Origin of the sequence: Hallella absiana, assembly GCF_025457485.1 — a bacterium.
Lineage (GTDB): Bacteria > Bacteroidota > Bacteroidia > Bacteroidales > Bacteroidaceae > Prevotella > Prevotella absiana.
The window spans coordinates 26,185-43,916 of record NZ_JAMXSP010000011.1 but is presented as its reverse complement, the minus strand read 5'-3'; the positions used below and the strand labels follow the sequence as shown (position 1 = coordinate 43,916).

Sequence of the window (17,732 nt, the reverse complement as noted above, 5' to 3'; positions counted from 1 at the left end):
CGTCAATACCTTATTATATATGTATGTTTGTATGCCCGGTAGGAACCATATTCCTATCGGGCATAATTTGTTTGTTAGCGAGGGAAAACAGAAAAAACGTTGCATCATTACATGATAAATGTTGCACATATTGGACTTATAGGCACCGAATGAAACGTCTTTCCAAGGTTTTTCGTATCTTTGTAGGCGTTATCAACCTTTTACAAGACTAAAGCCCTATCTAAGATGAGACGTTTTGCACAGATATGTTTGTTGCTGTTCTTCGCAGTGTGTCTGCCGAAGAACACATCGTTGTATGCCTTTGCCAAAACCGAGCTGCCCATAAATCCAGAGTGGAAGTTAGGTGGAGTCCTATACACTGGCAAGCAACTCTCCAGTAGTGCCGTCAAGGCAGTGTGCCAAGACCGTTATGGATTTATGTGGATAGGAACCGACTATGGACTCAACCGTTTTGACGGATATAGCTTCTCACTCTATCAGCATCATCGCAACGACAGCCACAGCATTGGCAGTAACGAGATCTGTGACATACTGAGCGACAGCAAAGGCAGACTGTGGGTAGGCACAAATAAGAATTTGTCTCGCTATGACATTTCTACTAACCGCTTCGACAACGTACCTTTTCCGAAGAACATCCAGCCGCGAGTCTCTGATCTGGTGGAAGCAAAGAATGGCGATATCTTTATTGCCACATCAGGTTATGGTGCCTTTGTGATTCGCAATGGCAGCGACAAAATAGAAGAAGCGACACGACTCAACCACCTTATTAATGATAAGATGCTGGGGCGGCTCTGCTTTGACCATCAAGGTAATCTATGGATGACAGGTAAAGATAATGTCTTCTATCGCATTGCTATGAGGCAGGGGCACATTGTAGGAACGAACCGATGGAAACTGCCCCAAGGCGATGTGCGGCTATTTACTGTCACCCGTGATGGTACCGTACTTCTGCTTTTCAAGAATGCGCTATTGGCTAATCATGGCAACAGCTTTGTAGCTTCCGATTACAATATCTCTTCTCAAATGTTGCAGGCAGGATTGTCCTGTGCCAAGGAGTCTCCGTCGGGACAATTATATATAGGTACTGAGCGGGGCCTCTATCGTGTGCATCGTGGGGCAGCACCGGAGCTTGTCAATTATGTTCATGACCGCTTTGATCTCCGCACAGCACCGGTACATGCCCTGGACTTTGACAAGTACGGCAATCTATGGGCTCGCTGCTTCCGCATTGGCGTATTGCTGCTCAACGACCGCCCTCTGCCCTTTCAGATATGGTCATTTACCGCTCAAAGCACTGCGTATGACGTCGCTCTATCTTCTGTGGCAGCTACCGATGATGGTGGGATGTGGTGTACAGCATGGGGCAACGGTCTGTTCCATTTCAATCACAATGGTATTGTCACGCAACACATAGGCGGCATTTCCGATGCGAATGTGGTCTATCATGCCCGCGACGGTCACTACTGGGTAGGTCGCACCGATGGCTTTTATGAATTGAATCCTACGACGGGTAGTCTCTCTCTTGCTTTGAAGTATGCCGGCTATAAAGGCGTGATGTGTGATGACGGCTTGGGCACCATCTTCTTCTCCGTGATGGGACAGGGTGTGATGAGTTACAACACTCGCACAAAGACGTCACGCCAATATCGCTCCACCGACAAAAGTCCCTTGGGCCATCTGTGCAACGACTGGGTCGTCGCGATGGTTGTGGACCGTAACCAGTGTCTGTGGATTGCGACGACGAGCGGAGTGAGTTGTCTTGACTTGCGAACCGGCAGTTTCCATCCCTTCGGATGGAATTCGCTGTTGGCAGATCATGTGATCGAGTCGCTCTGTGTTACTCCCGATGACGACATTGTAATTGGCACCGAGTCGGGACTCTGTCTCTACGACCGCCATTCCCGTCATGTCAAGTTCTTCCCTGGCAGCACGATGTTGCAGGATCAAAAGATCTGTAGCGTGCAGAGCGACACGTGGGGCGACTTATGGGTGAGCACGCCGACAGGACTGTGGCAATATGACCATCTCACCCGCCGCTTCATCTCTTACGGTACCGGCTATGGTCAGATCACAGGCGAATATCTTGGCAATGTGTCTTTCCGCTCAGCCGACGGCATGATCGGCTTTGGTTTCGACGGTGGCGTGACGGTGTTCTATCCTCAGACCGTAAAAGGGATACAAAACCGGCAGGGTAGGGTATGGCTCACGGGCGCTGTGATCGACGACCTCTGGCAATTGCCGCAAGAGGGTCAGATCGACATGTATCCCCGCAACCATACACTGACGCTCACCTTCTCGCTTCTCGACTATCGTGATGCTGCCGGTGTGATCTATGAATACCGCATCAATGGTGGCGGATGGCATACCAACGCGACGGGCGACAACACCATCCGGTTCAACAGTCTCGGCACAGGCACCTACTCCATCGAGGTGCGTGCCGTCTATGGCGGTCATGCCATCACCGGTGTTTACAAGATTGTGGTGGTGGTACACGCACCCTGGTATGCCAGCACGTGGGCTTTGTTGTTCTATCTGTTGCTGCTCTGTCTGCTGGGCTACTATCTGTGGCATCTCTATTGGCATCGCAAGCAACATCAGTTTGACGAGGCAAAGATGCGGTTCCTCATCAACGCCATGCATGATGTACGCTCACCGCTGACGCTGATTGTCAACCCGTTGCACAACCTGTTGTCGGCAGAGACAGACCCCTCGAAGCTCAACCTGTTGCAGGTCATCGACCGCAACACGAAGCGTATCAGTCAGTTGGTTAATCAGATTCTCGACAAGCGCAAATTCGACAAGCAAGCTATGCAGATCCATTGTCAGCAGACGAGTCTCATCAAGTTGATCACCGGCACTTGCAAGCTCTATGAATACGAGGCACAGCAGCGTGGCATCCACTTTACCTTTGAGCATGACTATGATGTGATGGTATGGATCGACCGGATGAACATCGACAAGGTGATTGGCAATCTGTTGAGCAACGCCTTTAAATACACTGATGACGGTGGCGAGATCAAGGTCACGCTGTCGTCGACAGACTCCAAGGCAATTATCCGGGTGATGGACAATGGCATTGGTGTGGGCGACGAGGAGACTGCCAAACATCTCTTCGACCGTTTCAGCCAAGGGGTGAACAAGACGAATCTGAAGATACAAGGCACCGGCATCGGACTGGATCTCTGCCGTTCTGTTGTGGCTCTGCACCATGGAAAGATAGAAGCATCCAACCGCACTGACGTAGCGCATGGCGCTTGCTTCACGGTGACGCTGCCTTTGGGGAAAGAACATCTCAAGCCTGAGGAGATCATAGACGAGAAGGCGCAAAGTGAGAAAGCCCTTACTGGCACGCCACGTCCCAGGAGTAATGTTCAGGTGATGGTGGTCGACGACGATGAGGAGTTGACGCATTACGTTGCCATGCAGTTAGGCGATGAATATCATGTCACGACAGCGGGCAACGGGCGTGAGGCGTTGAAGGAGCTGCTGCTGATGCCTGCACGTTACGACATCGTGGTCAGCGACGTCTCCATGCCGGAGATGGATGGCATCACGCTGTTGGAGCGTATCAAGGAGAATCCTCACCTGAGTGCTCTGCCTGTCATCCTGCTTTCTTCCAAGGATGCCATCGATGACCGTGTCACGGGCTTGCGCCATGGTGCCGACGCTTATCTCTCCAAACCATTTAACATGGAAGAGTTGCGGCTGACTATCGACAACCTTGTCAATACGTTACGACGTGTCAAGGGTAAGGCGACGACGGAACCGCAGATAGATAAGATGATCGGTCAGGAAGAGGTGAAAGGCAACAACGAGATACTGATGGAGCGCATCGTCAACTGCATCCATGAGCATCTCTCCGATCCCGAATATAATGTAGAGACATTGGCAGACGATATTGGTCTGAGCCGTGCCCAGCTCCATCGCAAGATGAAGGAGATGACGGGTATATCCACCGGTAAGTTCATCCGCGACATGCGCATGAAGGAGGCTGTCCACCTTCTCAACTTGGGTACCATCAACATCTCGCAGATCGCCTACCGTGTAGGCTTCAATGACCAAAACCACTTCTCGCAGGTTTTCAAGCGGTACTATGGTGTGTCGCCGAAAGAGTATAGGGAGAGGAAGCCCTTCCCTAACCCTCCCCAGGGGGAGGGAATGGAAATACCCAAGCAGCGTATCTTTCACACGAATTCCATGGATTAACCACGAAAGAATTCCATGAATTAACCACAAATTACTCACGGATAATTAATTTATGAGTAATTTGTGGTTAATTTATGATGATTCGTGTTTAAAAGAAAAGTTGGTAATATTTTGACAAAACACTGTTCGGGTTCACTTGCAATCTAGAGAGAATGAAAGGGCGTCATGAGCTTCAAAGAATGAAAGAACGACAACTTTTCAATGATTTTTCTGTTGTCATGCCTACAAAAAGGTACTTTGATGCTGTCACTACGCCGAGATGACAAGGTCAGAAAGGCGTGATGATAGCATCAGACAGCCTTTCTGATGAGAAATTCTCTAGAGAATTTTGCGAGAGAAAGCCAAGCTGATGTGAGTATAAACGACTCTTGTTTGTAGTGTATTGATAATCAGAAAGATACAAAAATGGCTCGATTTTCGCAAAATTCAGCGCAAAGTAGGTCTTCGTGGAAAAGAATCGATTCTCAGGGCCTGTTTTTTGTCAGTTTACACAACAAAGTTGGGAATGGTCTAAGCGCGTCTATGCATGCACATGAACGACTTGCTTCCATCTGGCTATCTTTTGTAGGATGTGACGCGTCTCGCGTCGCAACCTCCTAATGTGTTGCATTTTTGTTCTGTTTGTTGGGATCTCACTATTCTTTTTCTCTTATGTAACATTCGTATGTAACATCTCATATAATTGCCTGATTTCACCCGCGGTGCAACAAACGTCAATGTCTGTTGCAACAAATAATAGGTTATAAATACTATGTATTGTTTAATTTTGCGCCGGAAAAGCTAAAATTAACATAATCAATCTAATCGTAGACCAAATGAAGTATCTAAATCTATTTGTGTTGAAGGCGATGCTGTTAGGCACGATGATGGTCAGTCCAGGACTTGCGGTCATGGCGCAAAACGGCTCCACGGTCGTTGGCTCTGTGGTCGACGAGAATGGCGAGCCAGTCATTGGTGCCACTGTGATGCTGAAAGGCCACAAGGGTGTCGCTACGGCTACCGATCTCGACGGTCATTTCAAGCTGGAGGTACCATCCAAGGGTGGCACCCTCGTGTTCTCGTACATCGGAATGCTCAACAAGGAAGCCCGTGTCTCCGGCAAGCCCATGCAGGTCGTCATGCAGGAGAATGCCCGCCAGCTCAACGATGTTGTCGTCGTGGGTTATGGCCAGCAGAAGAAGGCCTCTGTCGTGGGTGCCATCACACAGACCGATGCCAAGACGCTCGACCGCTACAGTGGCGTCCCCTCCTTGGGTCAGGCATTGACGGGTAACCTTCCCGGTGTGATCACCTCTTCCTCCACTGGTATGCCTGGTCAGGAAGATCCGAAGATCATCATCCGATCACAGACGTCTTGGAACAACAGCGACCCGCTCGTTCTTGTCGATGGAGTGGAGCGTCCGATGAACACTGTCGACCTTAGTTCCGTGCAGACAATTTCTGTTTTGAAGGATGCCTCAGCCACCGCTGTTTATGGTGTCAAGGGTGCCAATGGCGTTATCCTGATCACCACCAAGCGTGGTCAGGAGGGTACGGCACGCGTGCATGCCAAGGCCAACGCCACGGTGAAAGTCGTTTCAAAGCTGCCTGAAAAATACGACAGCTACGACACGTTCCTATTATTAAATGATGTCGTCGAGCACGAGCTCGCCATCTCGCCCAATGCCTGGGGCAGCTACAAGCCCATGGCGATCATCAATAAATACCGCTATCCCGCCAATGCTGATGAGTGGGACCGCTATCCCAACGTAGACTGGCAGAAAGAGCTTTTCCGCGACTATGCCATGTCGTACAATGCCAGTGTGGATGTCAGCGGCGGTACGAAAAACGTGAAGTACTTCACTTCTGTGGACTTCACCCATGAGGGTGACCTTTTCAAGAAGTTCGGCAACAACCGCGGCTATCATTCTGGTTTTGGTTACAACCGTATCAACATGCGTGCGAACCTTGACTTTGCTCTGACCCACACCACCAAGTTCTCTGTCAACTTGTTCGGCAGCAATGGCGTGCGCCACTTCCCATGGGGCCAGGGCAGCGACTCCAACAGTTACTGGTCTGCCATCTACCACACGGCACCCGATGCCATGCGCCCTGTCTACAGCGACGGCACCTATGGCTTCTACGCTCCGCGTAACGCCGACGCTCTCAACTCTGTCAAACTGTTGGCAACGAGCGGTGACGAGAAGCTCACCAACACACAGATCACCACTGACTTCATCCTGGATCAGAAGCTCGACTTCGTCACCCGCGGACTGAGCTTCAACGCCCGCCTGTCGTTTGACAATACCATGGTGGAGAGCGGAAGAGGTATCGACGACCTCTATCACGACGCACAGGCTAAATGGATCAACCCCGACACGGGAGATGTCACGTGGCAGCAGGATCCCGACTACACCGAGACGGTCAGCTGGTCTGTCAACGGCGGTAGCGTCAACACTGGAGCCACCTACCGTAAACTCTATTATCAATTGCAGTTGAACTATGCCCGTGCCTTTGGTCTCCACAATGTGACAGCCATGGGACTGTTCTCCCGTGAGGACCGCGCTGCGGGTTCCGAATTCCACCACTATCGCGAGGACTGGGTGTTCCGTACCACCTACAACTATGCGATGCGCTATTTCTTCGAGTTCAATGGTGCCTACAACGGCAGTGAGAAATTCAACAACGATCACCGTTTTGCCTTCTTCCCCTCGCTTTCCGGTGGCTGGATGCTGACCGAGGAGCCCTTCATGAAACCCTTGCAGAAATATATCGACATGTTCAAGGTACGTGCTTCCTGGGGTGTGATCGGTGATGACAATGTCGGTGGCCGATGGCTCTATAAGGATACCTATTCTTATGGCGGAACCACCAAGATCGGCTCGCCGTTGAGCGACTCGCCGTATACTATCTACCGTCAGAGTCAGCTTGGCAATCCCAATGTGCGTTGGGAGACGGTGGAAAAGCGCAATCTCGGTTTCGACTTTGCATTCCTCAAAGGGCTTGTAGCCGGTAGCTTCGATGTCTTTGCTGACCGCCGTAAGGATATTCTGATCGATGGCGGCTCGCGTGCTATACCAACTTACTTTGGTACCACAGCGCCCACAGCCAACCTCGGACGTGTCCATAGCCACGGTTGGGAGCTTGCCCTGCGCTTCAACAAGGTCTGGAACAGCGATTTCCGCACATGGGCCAACTTCAATATGACTCATGCTGTGAACAAAGTGATGTTCAAGGACGATCCACAGCTTCGTGCCGCCTACTTGAAGCAGGCCGGATACGCCATCGGCCAGGTACGCAGCTATATCGACAAAGGCTTCATCACCAACTGGGATGAGCTCTACGGCAGTCCCGAACGTGAGACCAACAACGGCAACAAGCTCGTGGGCGACTATCAGATCGCCGATTTCAACGCTGACGGTAGAATCACCTCTGACGATGTGGCTCCTTATAAATACACTGAGTTCCCTCAGAACACCTTCAGTACCACTGTCGGTGCCGAATGGAAAGGACTCAGCATCAGCCTACAGTTCTATGGTGTGACAAATGTCACCCGTTACATCCAGTTCCCGACCTTCGCCCGTGAGATCCACGCCGCGTTTGACGAAGGTACCTATTGGAATGCTGTGACCGGCTCAGGCAAACTCACCTTGCCACGCTGGACCACAACCACAGACGGCAGTGCTTCGGGGACCCGCTACTTCTATGATGGCGCTTTCCTGAGATTGAAAAATGCCGAGATCGCCTATACCTTCAGAGGTGCGTGGGTACGGCGCCTCAACATTCGTGCCCTGCGCTTCTATCTCAATGGCGACAACCTGCTCTTGTGGACCAAGATGCCGGATGACCGTGAGTCCAACTTCAGCGGAGGAGACGGTGCCTATCCTACTGTGAGACGTTTCAATCTGGGTATGGACATCACCTTCTAAGCTATATATATAACAAGGTGTATGAAACCTGTTCTAAACACTGAATCATGAAAAAGATACTATATACTGCGATGTTTGCCATGGCCTTGTTGTCCATGACCACCTCGTGCAAGGATTACCTCGACAAATCGCCTTTGAGTGACATCAGCGAGGAGGATCCCTATAAGAACTATACCAATTTCCAAGGCTTCACCGAGGAACTCTACAACTGCATCCCCATGCTCACACAGTGTGACTACCACAGCTGCTGGAACTTCGGTGAGGATGAATATTGGCAACCCTCCGAAACCCGTGTCTTCGCTTATGCTGTAGACCAGGGCAACTACTGGGGATGGAACGACTGCTTTTACTCTTTCTTCCACACTGGAGCACCCGGCACCACGGGCACTGACCGCTTCCAGAAAGGTCATCTCTGGGGACTGTCATGGTACGGCATCCGCAAAGCCAATGTGGGACTCGCCAATCTTGACCTGCTCACCAATGCCACGCAGGAAGAGAAAAACCTCATTGCCGGACAGCTCTATTTCTTCCGTGGCTTCTTCCACTTCATGCTCATGCAGTACTGGGGCGGTCTGCCATATATCGATCAGGTCATTCCGGCTGATGCCGTGATGCGCTATCCTCGTCTGACCTATCAGCAGACAGCCGACAAAGCAGCCGAGGACTTCCAGAAGGCTGCCGACCTGCTGCCCGTCGACTGGGACAAGACAACGGTCGGAAAAGCCACTGCCGGAAAGAACAACCTCCGCATCAACAAAATCATGGCTCTCTCGTTCTTAGGCAAGGATCTGCTTTGGGCAGGATCGCCATTGATGAATAAGGTCAGCACCGGCGACGCTAATTATAATAAGGAGTACTGCCAGCGGGCTGCTGAAGCCTTTGGACAGGTGCTGAAGATCTGCGATGAGACCGGACGCTATCAGCTGGCCGACTTCAAGGACTATACCGAACTGTTCTATACCTATAACCAAAGCTATAAGCTGCCGGGACTGAAAGAGGCGATCTTCTATGAGAACCCCAACGGCAACTGGCGCTGGAACATGGTCAACGACTTCCGTCCGTCAACGCTCAGTGGTTCGGGTATCAAGGTCTATCCTACGGCCAACTATGTCGACCTCTTCGGTATGGCTAACGGCAAGCCCATCAAAGACCCGACAAAGAAAGACCCTGACAGTGGGTACGACCCGGAGCACCCCTTCAAGAACCGTGACCCACGCTTCTACAAGGACATTATTTTCGACGGCGAGAAGTGCGTGAAAGACGGCAGTAAGGTCGGCAACGATGCCCATCGGCAGTATGCCTCTCTCTATACCGGCGGCACCTATCGCACCGCTACGCCTTCCAAAGACTGCTTCACCGGATACTTGAACATGAAGTTCACCAGCCAGTATTGCAACGACTGGGATGGCTACCGCGAGAACAACAACATGGTGCTCAGCCTTATCCGCTTGGCCGATGTCTATCTGATGTATGCTGAGGCTGTCGCTGAGGGCTATGGTTCCGCTACCGCCACGGCCAAGGACTACACGATGAACGCCGTGACTGCTGTGAACAAGATCCGTGAGCGTGCCGGTGTGGGCGACGTAGCAGATGAATATCTTACCACTCTCGACGGCTTCATGAGCGAGCTGCGCCGTGAGCGTGCCGTGGAACTTGCGTTCGAAGGTCATCGCTGGACCGACCTGCGCCGCTGGCTGCTCGTCGACAAGGAGCCGTATACACTGAAGAAAGCTGTATACTTCGACCGCGCTAAAGACCAGACCGATGCCGACCGCTACAAGAATCCAGAGAACAACCATGTCGTCAACCTGCGTGAGGAAGTACTCTCTACGCGCCACTTCACTGAGAAGCACTACTGGTTGCCCTTCCTCAAGAGCGACGTACAGATGTATCCCGAATTCAAGCAAAACCCAGGATGGGAATAAACTTGTGTCTGGTAAACATTAAGAACAAATAAGAAGAATAATTCCATGAACAACAAGATTCTATATATCGCATTCGTCCTTGCCATGGCTCCTGCCCTGAGCCGTGCTCAGGCCCAGACGGTTGCTGACAGCACTGCCGCTCAGCAAGTTCATGTGGCCTTTGGCAAGGTCAACAAGAGCGATCTTCTTGGCGGCGTCAATGAAGTCAATGTGGCTGACCTGCTCAAGAAAGACTACCATGCCTACAGCCTCGACGGCATCAGTACCATGGTGGGTGGTTATAATGGCAGCATTTGGGGACAGTCTCCTTTGGTGCTTATCGATGGTGTGCCCCGCGATGCTTCTGAGGTCGACGCTACCGAGGTGGAGACCGTCACCGTGCTGAAAGCTGCGTCTGCCGTGGCTCTCTATGGCTCACGCGGAAGTAAGGGTGTCGTGCTCATCACCACCAAGCGTGGCAAGGCACAACGGCTCACCATTGAGGCACGGGCCAATGCCGGACTGTATGTGCCCAAGCGTTATCCCCACTATCTCGGCGCTGCTGAGTATATGAGTCTCTATAATGAGGCCTGTGACAACGATGGCATCGCACATCAATACTCTGATGCTGATATCTATAACACTGCTGCCGGGACTAATCCCTACCGTTATCCCGACATGAACTTCTACAGTTCTGACTATCTGCGCAAGGCTACCTTACGCACCGATGCCACAGCAGAGATCACTGGCGGCAACCAACGCGCAACCTACTACGCCAACTTTGGCATGACCTATAACAACGGTCTCATTAAGTATGGTGGGCATCACAAAGACGACAACCTCAACTTCCGTGTCCGTGCCAACATCGATATGACTATCACAAGTTGGCTGAAGGCTTTCGCTAATGTAGGCGTGCATATTAATAATGCTTACACCTATCGTGGTGACTTTTGGGGAGCCGCTGCCAATCTTCGCCCCAACTGGTATTCAGGCTTGCTGCCCTTGGACATGATGGATATGAACAATGAGAATGTCAGCAACTTGGTATCGACAAGCAATCATATCATTAACGGCAAGTATCTTTTGGGCGGTAATACTGTCAATCAAACCACGCTCTTCGGTGATATGCTGGCTGCGGGATATGTCAAAGACAAACGGCGTAACTTCCTCTTTGATGTGGGTGTGAACGCAGATCTGGGCATGATCACGCCGGGTCTGTCCTTCAAGTCAGCATTCAGCGTCGACTACTACGACTATTATTCTGAAGGCTACAAGGAGGGATATGCTGTCTATGAGCCAGTATGGGCTAATATGAATGGCAAGGACATGATCATTGACCTCAAGCAGTACGGCAAGGACAGCCGATCTGCCAGTGAGTATGTCGGTTCAAGTACCTATTACCAGACGATGACTTTCCGCACCCAGTTTGACTATAACCGCACTTTCGGTAAAGTCCACAATGTAGGGGCTACCCTGATGGGCTGGGGCTATCAGCGTCAAAACAGCAATGACAGCAGCCACAGCGGATCGTCGTATCACCGCACGACCAATGTCAATGCAGGCTTGCGTGCCACTTACAACTACAACCATCTCTACTATGCCGAGTTCGACGGTGCCCTTGTCCACTCTGCCAAGTTGGCTCCCGGACACCGCAACGCATTCTCGCCGAGTGCCACGCTCGGTTGGCGCTTCGGTCAGGAGAAGTGGTTCAAGAACGCACTGCCTTTTGTCGATGACGCAAAGATCGACGCTTCCTACAGCGTGCTCAACCAGGATCTGGATATCAGCGACTACTACATGTACAAAGGCTACTACGACAACAAGGGTGGCTGGTATACCTGGGAAGACGGCTCGCAGGGTGGTTTCTGCAATACTTCGAAGCGCGGCACCAACACCGACCTCGGCTTTGTCAAGCGCAAAGAGTGGCGTATTGGTCTTGACGCTTCGCTGTGGAACAGCCTGCTGACGGTTGACATGAACTATTTCCATCAGCTCACCGACGGTCTTCTCACCCAGGGTGCCTCTACTGTCTATCCTGCTTGGTTCAACGGCAACGGCTCGTTCCTGCCCTACCTCAACTACAATCAGGATCAGCGCTCAGGCTTTGACTTTACGGTGAAGGCCGACAAGCACTTTGGTAAGCTCGAGGCTATCCTCGGAATTAGTGGTATGGTCTATTCTTCCAACGCCAAGAGACGCGACGAGGTATGGAGCGAGGATTATCTCTACCGTCAGGGGCATGCACTGGACGCTCAGTGGGCCTATGTCTGTGAAGGTTTCTTCAGCGACCAGGCTGACATTGAGAACCATGCCAAGCAGACCTTTGGTGAGGTAAAACCTGGTGATTTGAAGTACAAGGACATCAACAACGATGGTGTCATTGACAGCAAGGACCAGATTGACTTGGGTAAAGCCGGATGGGGAGCCACTCCTTTTATCTATGGCTTCAACCTCACGCTGAAATACAACCGCTTCACCTTCTATGTCGACGGCACTGGCAACATGGGTGGCATTGGCTTTAAGAACAGCAGCTACTATTGGCTCAAAGGCACAAGCAAATACACTGCCGTGGCCCGTGGACGCTGGACACCGGAGACGGCCGCTACCGCTACCTATCCCCGCCTGACCACAAAGGACAACAGCAACAACCTGCGCAACTCTACCTTCTGGCTGAAGAGCACTGACCGTTTCGACCTTGGACGTGTACAGCTCACCTACGATCTGCCCGACAACTGGTTCACCGGCAAGGTGGTCAGCGGCATGAGCATCTACGCACTGGCCGAAGGACTCTTCACCATCTCCACCGACAAAGAGTGGCGCGAGACAGCTGTAGGCGGCGCACCTTACAACCGGTTCTACAACCTCGGTGTGAAGCTTTCGTTTTAATCAACTTCTTAAGTAATTGCATTATGAGATTTAAATATTTCATTCCTGTCCTTGCTTCGGCAGCATTGCTGCTCACGGCGTGCGATGATGTGTTCACGCCCGCCATCGAAAACTTCAAGGACATCGATATGGTCAACAAGGAGCCTGATTTTGCAAAAGGTTTCCTGATTACCGCCTACCGCACTTTGCCCGGCTATTACGACAACAGCGACGTGGCTACTGACGATGCTGTCACCAACGGCAAGAGCGACTCTTACATGAAAGTGGCTACCGGTTCTTGGACCGCTTCATTCAATCCTTTCAACCGCTGGACGCCCGACTACAGTGCCATCCAGTATCTCAACACCTTCCTCGACAAGGTCGATGGCGTGAGATTTGTCAAGACTTCAGCTGTTGTGGACAGTCTGATGAAGATACGCATGAAAGGTGAGGCCTATGGACTGCGTGCCATCCACCACTATTTCCTGTTGCGCGCTCATGCCGGATTCTCTGAGGATGGAAAATTGCTCGGTGTGCCTATCCACAATTCTTCCATCGGGGCCAACAGCAACTTCAACGAGGAGCGCCCGTCGTTCCAGACTTGTGTCGATTCGATCCTGGCTGACTTTGACCGTGCCGAGAAACTTCTTCCTGAAGAGTATGGCGACATCTCGTCGGAGTCTCAGATTCCAGAGAAATATCGTAAGGTAACCACTGACCCGGCACTCTACAACCGTGCCATGGGCAATGTGGCCCGTCAATTGGTCAACGGCCTGATCATTCAGTCGTTCCGCTCCCGTCTGCTGTTGATGGCCGCCAGCCCTGCTTATCAGGACGCAAGCAACAAAGCTACATGGGAGCAGGCTGCCAACGCTGCCGCCACGGTGGTTGACTATGCGATGGGACCTGAGGGACTGAGCCAGACAGGTGAGACCTACTACACCAACACTGATGAGATCGCCGCTCTTAAAGAGGGCAGTAATCCCGATGAGATCATCTGGCGAGAGAACCTAGACACCAAGTCTATCAGTGAAGAAGAGAACAACTATCCTCCTTCGCTCTTCGGTAAGGGCTATATCAACCCAACGCAGAACCTCGTCGATGCCTTCCCTATGGCCAACGGCTATCCTATCACTGACGCACGCAGCGGCTACGACAGCAAGAACCCGTATGCCGGGCGCGATCCCCGACTGGCTAAGTACATCATATACAATGGTGCTAAGGAAGGACCGCAGAACACGGTTATCTACACGGGCAGCAAGCTCGGTACCGACGATGGCGTGAACGTCAAGGAGACTTCCACACGCACTGGCTACTATATGAAGAAGCGCTTGAACATGAATGTCAACTGCAATCCTACTTCCAAGACAAACGTAAGCCGCTATAATCCCCGCATCCGCTACACCGAGATCTATCTCAACTATGCCGAGGCTGCTAATGAGGCTTGGGGACCACAGGGCAATGGCACACACAGCTATTCTGCCTACGACATCATCAAAGCCATCCGTCATCGCGCCGGACTCACCGACGACAGCTATCTCGACGAGTGCGCTCAGTCGAAGGACAAGATGCGCGAACTCATCCACAACGAGCGCCGTCTGGAGCTCTGCTTCGAGAGCTTCCGCTTCTGGGATTTGCGTCGTTGGAAAGGCAACCTCAATGTCACGGCTCAGGGTATCGACTGGGGCACGGAGTCTTACACGCCGCTGACCGCTGTAGAGAAGCGTGACTATCAGGACTATATGTACTTTGGCCCTATTCCACAGTCAGAGACGCTGAAATACAGCAATCTGAAACAGAACAAGGGTTGGAAATAACAGATCAGCCTCTCTGACGCTTTTTAAGAGAGAGGGAGACAACCCCTCTCTTACTCTCCCCTAAGTGGGGGGATATGAAGTAATAATTAGTTTCTTCCTTTCTCTTAGAAAGAGTTTGGAGAATAGCAAAGAACTTAAAATGAAGAAAACAATGAATAAGCATTTCGTTCTCAAATACATTCCACTGCTCGCCCTTCCTATGTTGCTGGGCCTGACATCTTGCCATAGCGGTGATCAGGAGTTTCCTGACTATGGCTCGACCAGTGTGTACTTTTCCAACCAAGGCTATGTGCGCACCATCGAGTTGGGTGAGGACTTGGAAGTGGATCTCACCAACGACAACAACCATGAGTTCAGTCTCAACGCTGCCATGGGTGGAGGCTACGGCAACAAGCGCGACATCAAAGTGAGCTTTGCCGTGGATCCCACGCTGCTCGACAGCAAAAGTTTCGACGACGGCACGCCGATGACGTTGTTGCCCAGCGACTATTATCAGTTGGAGAGCAACACGATGGTGATCCCGTCGGGTAAGATACAAGGTGGCGTGAAGGTGAAGCTCACCGATGCCTTCTTCGCTGACCCGCTGGCTACAACCCGTCACTATGTGCTTCCCGTGCGCATCACCAATGTGGAGGGTGCCGACAGCGTGCTGGAGTCAAAGAACTATGTGCTCTGTGCCGTGAAGTTTGTCAATCCCTGGCAGGCCACTTACCTGCGTCGTGGCGTGGATGTCATCACCAACGCCGATGGCACACAGACCACAGAGGTGCGCCATGCACAGTATGTCGAGAATGACGAGCTGATGAACCTTACCACGCTTGGCTTTAACGCAGCAGCGATGAATGTTTCGTTGAAAGACGCAAGCGGCAAGGCAACAACTTGTAAACTGCAACTGCTCTTCAACGGCAACGAATGCAAGATCAGTGCGCTCACCGAGGGCTTCACTGCTGATGGCAGCGGTTCGTTTGTAGAGAAGGGCGAGAAGCAGAGCATGGGCGGCAAGGACCGCAATGCGCTCTATCTCAAGTATACTGTCAGCTCTGCTGCTTTGGGCAAGTCGGTCACCACGACAGATACGCTCGTGGTGCGTGACCGCGGCATTGCGCCGGAGTATTTCACGCCTAAAGACAAATAGGCGCACAGAAAGATCAAATAGTGCTTTTGTCAAGAATTGGAGAATCCGAAAGTTTCTCCGATTCTTGGCAGCACAAAGACAGCCTATAATCAATTCTTAAAATTCAAGAATCAATGAATATGACGAAATACAAGATCCAGACAGTTCTTGCCGCAGGCCTTTTCCTGTTGGCAGGATGTGCGGATGAATATCAGTCGGACTATCAGACCGACCAGCCTGCCGATGTTGCTTTGGCCAACTATGTAGGCAGTTTCGACGTGCTGAAAGCTTATGCCGGTTCCATGCATATTGGTGCTGAGGTGCCTATGTCTGCTTTAGGCTTGCACAACACAGCCTACAGCCAGTTGCTCACCAACTTCTCCGATGTGCAGCCGACAGATGCCTTCACCCATGCGGCTACGGTGAGTGATATGGGAAAAGTGGACTCTACGCGTGCCGTTGATGCTTTAGCCGAGGCCAGTAACGCCCAACTGACGGTGATGGGCGGTGCACTCTCTTCACCGCTGTCTACGCAGACGAGCTATATGAGCAATGTGACGGCAGATACCTATGTGCCAGGCACTACGAAAGTAGGAGACTTCAAAGTTGTCGATTTCAACGATATGGCTCTCGGAACGAAGATTAACGGTTCCGGTGGTACGCCTGCCGAGGTGGTCCAAGATCCCAATGGTGAGAAAGGACACGTGCTACACTATACAGCGGCTTTCAACCATTGCTTTGTGAATGTCAAGCTGCCAGAGGGCATGACGTTGGGGGATATTACGGAAGGCTATTGCGACTATATGTTGTTGAGCACCGGATGGGTTCCTGCCTCTGTGGTGAAAGTCGTGGTGGACGGAACCACAATCGAAGGCTCTGCAACCAATGCAGTAGGGCAGGGCATAGAGAAAGGAAAATGGGGTATATACCATTTTAGCTTAGAAGGCATCCAGGATAAATTGTCTGCTGAGCAGAAAGCTGCCAAATCGTTCCAGTTAGGTATCGGTGATGTCTGCTCCAATCCTAACTACTATATAGGTGCCATCACACTCACGGGAAGCTATAGCACAGTCGGCCACTATGAGCCGCGTCCTTTGGCAGAGAAGCAGGCTGATGCCCGTAAAGCCTTGAACACATACATGAAGACCGTTGTGGGCGGTTATGGCGACAAGGTGAAGACTTGGATCCTTGCTGCTGACTATCTCGCAGGGCAGGGACATCAGGGTCGTCTGCTCACTTCCAAGGACGACGATACACATTATTATATTAATGAGTATCTTGGTGATGACTTTGTCGTGGACTTGGCAAAGATGGCAAAGAGTTATCAGAACGACGCTGTGTTGTTCTATAGTGATAATGATCTTGACCGCGATGCGACGAAACTTGCTAACTTGGAAACGATGATCAAGGAGTGGAACGACAAGGGTGCCGGGCTTGCCGGTGTCAACGCTGAAGTGCATCTGCGCTACAATGCTGGCCAGTTGTCTGCTTACAAGGAAGGTATCGACAACATGCTGAAAGCATTGGTTGCCACCGGTCTGAAGGTTCGCCTCTCTGGACTTGACATGGAGGCTGTGGACGATAATGGAAATGTGATTCCTGTCAAAAAGCTTTCCGAATCCGATATCAAGGCCATGGCAGACTACTACGACTATGTCGTCAAACAGTATATTTCTGTTGTTCCGGAGGCTCAGCGCTATGGCCTCTCGTTCTCGGATTATACGTCAGACGGCAACCACGTCGGTTTGTGGTCGGGATCCTACAACCGTCAGTCAACCTATGCCGGTGTCGCCAGCGGACTGCAAGGGACAACAGCTCAGTGGCCGACCGAATAAACTACGTGTCTATCGTATGCTATTTTATCAGGAATAGAAGAAGTGGGGAACCAATCTGCTGATATGTACATATCAAAACGGGA

7 protein-coding genes are annotated in these 17,732 nt (G+C 51.4%); all 7 read left to right on the top strand.

What is annotated here, in order from left to right; genetic code table 11:
• The first annotated feature begins 225 nt into the window (after positions 1-225).
• The 7 genes from NG346_RS07270 (at position 226) to NG346_RS07240 (ending at position 17,649) form a co-directional block, all read left to right on the top strand.
• Positions 226-4,206, top strand: coding sequence for a hybrid sensor histidine kinase/response regulator transcription factor (locus NG346_RS07270; protein ID WP_262279882.1), 3,981 nt, complete (start codon positions 226-228; stop codon positions 4,204-4,206).
• A gap of 815 nt (positions 4,207-5,021) precedes the next feature.
• Positions 5,022-8,114, top strand: coding sequence for a SusC/RagA family TonB-linked outer membrane protein (locus tag NG346_RS07265; RefSeq protein WP_396266751.1), 3,093 nt, complete (start codon positions 5,022-5,024; stop codon positions 8,112-8,114).
• Positions 8,115-8,161: 47 nt separating this feature from the next.
• Positions 8,162-10,039 carry a RagB/SusD family nutrient uptake outer membrane protein gene (locus tag NG346_RS07260; protein ID WP_262288529.1) on the top strand — a complete coding sequence of 626 codons (1,878 nt, stop codon included), beginning with the start codon at positions 8,162-8,164 and terminating at the stop codon, positions 10,037-10,039.
• A 45-nt stretch (positions 10,040-10,084) separates the two neighbouring features.
• Positions 10,085-12,904: a SusC/RagA family TonB-linked outer membrane protein gene (locus NG346_RS07255; RefSeq protein WP_262288528.1), complete on the top strand. Its 2,820-nt coding sequence runs from the start codon at positions 10,085-10,087 to the stop codon at positions 12,902-12,904.
• 23 nt (positions 12,905-12,927) lie between these two features.
• Complete coding sequence (locus NG346_RS07250) at positions 12,928-14,700, top strand: RagB/SusD family nutrient uptake outer membrane protein (protein WP_262288527.1); 1,773 nt, start codon at positions 12,928-12,930, stop codon at positions 14,698-14,700.
• 151 nt (positions 14,701-14,851) lie between these two features.
• Positions 14,852-15,835 carry a DUF5627 domain-containing protein gene (locus NG346_RS07245; RefSeq protein WP_262288526.1) on the top strand — a complete coding sequence of 328 codons (984 nt, stop codon included), beginning with the start codon at positions 14,852-14,854 and terminating at the stop codon, positions 15,833-15,835.
• A gap of 119 nt (positions 15,836-15,954) precedes the next feature.
• Positions 15,955-17,649, top strand: coding sequence for an endo-1,4-beta-xylanase (locus NG346_RS07240; protein WP_262288525.1), 1,695 nt, complete (start codon positions 15,955-15,957; stop codon positions 17,647-17,649).
• Positions 17,650-17,732: the final 83 nt, after the last annotated feature.

Excerpts from the sequence above, each read along its gene's own strand:
- NG346_RS07260 (WP_262288529.1), top strand. The coding sequence starts at position 8,162 with ATGAAAAAGATACTATATACTGCGATGTTTGCCATGGCCTTGTTGTCC.
- NG346_RS07265 (WP_396266751.1), top strand. The coding sequence starts at position 5,022 with ATGAAGTATCTAAATCTATTTGTGTTGAAGGCGATGCTGTTAGGCACG.
- NG346_RS07270 (WP_262279882.1), top strand. The coding sequence starts at position 226 with ATGAGACGTTTTGCACAGATATGTTTGTTGCTGTTCTTCGCAGTGTGT.
- NG346_RS07255 (WP_262288528.1), top strand. The coding sequence starts at position 10,085 with ATGAACAACAAGATTCTATATATCGCATTCGTCCTTGCCATGGCTCCT.
- NG346_RS07250 (WP_262288527.1), top strand. The coding sequence starts at position 12,928 with ATGAGATTTAAATATTTCATTCCTGTCCTTGCTTCGGCAGCATTGCTG.
- NG346_RS07245 (WP_262288526.1), top strand. The coding sequence starts at position 14,852 with ATGAATAAGCATTTCGTTCTCAAATACATTCCACTGCTCGCCCTTCCT.
- NG346_RS07240 (WP_262288525.1), top strand. The coding sequence starts at position 15,955 with ATGACGAAATACAAGATCCAGACAGTTCTTGCCGCAGGCCTTTTCCTG.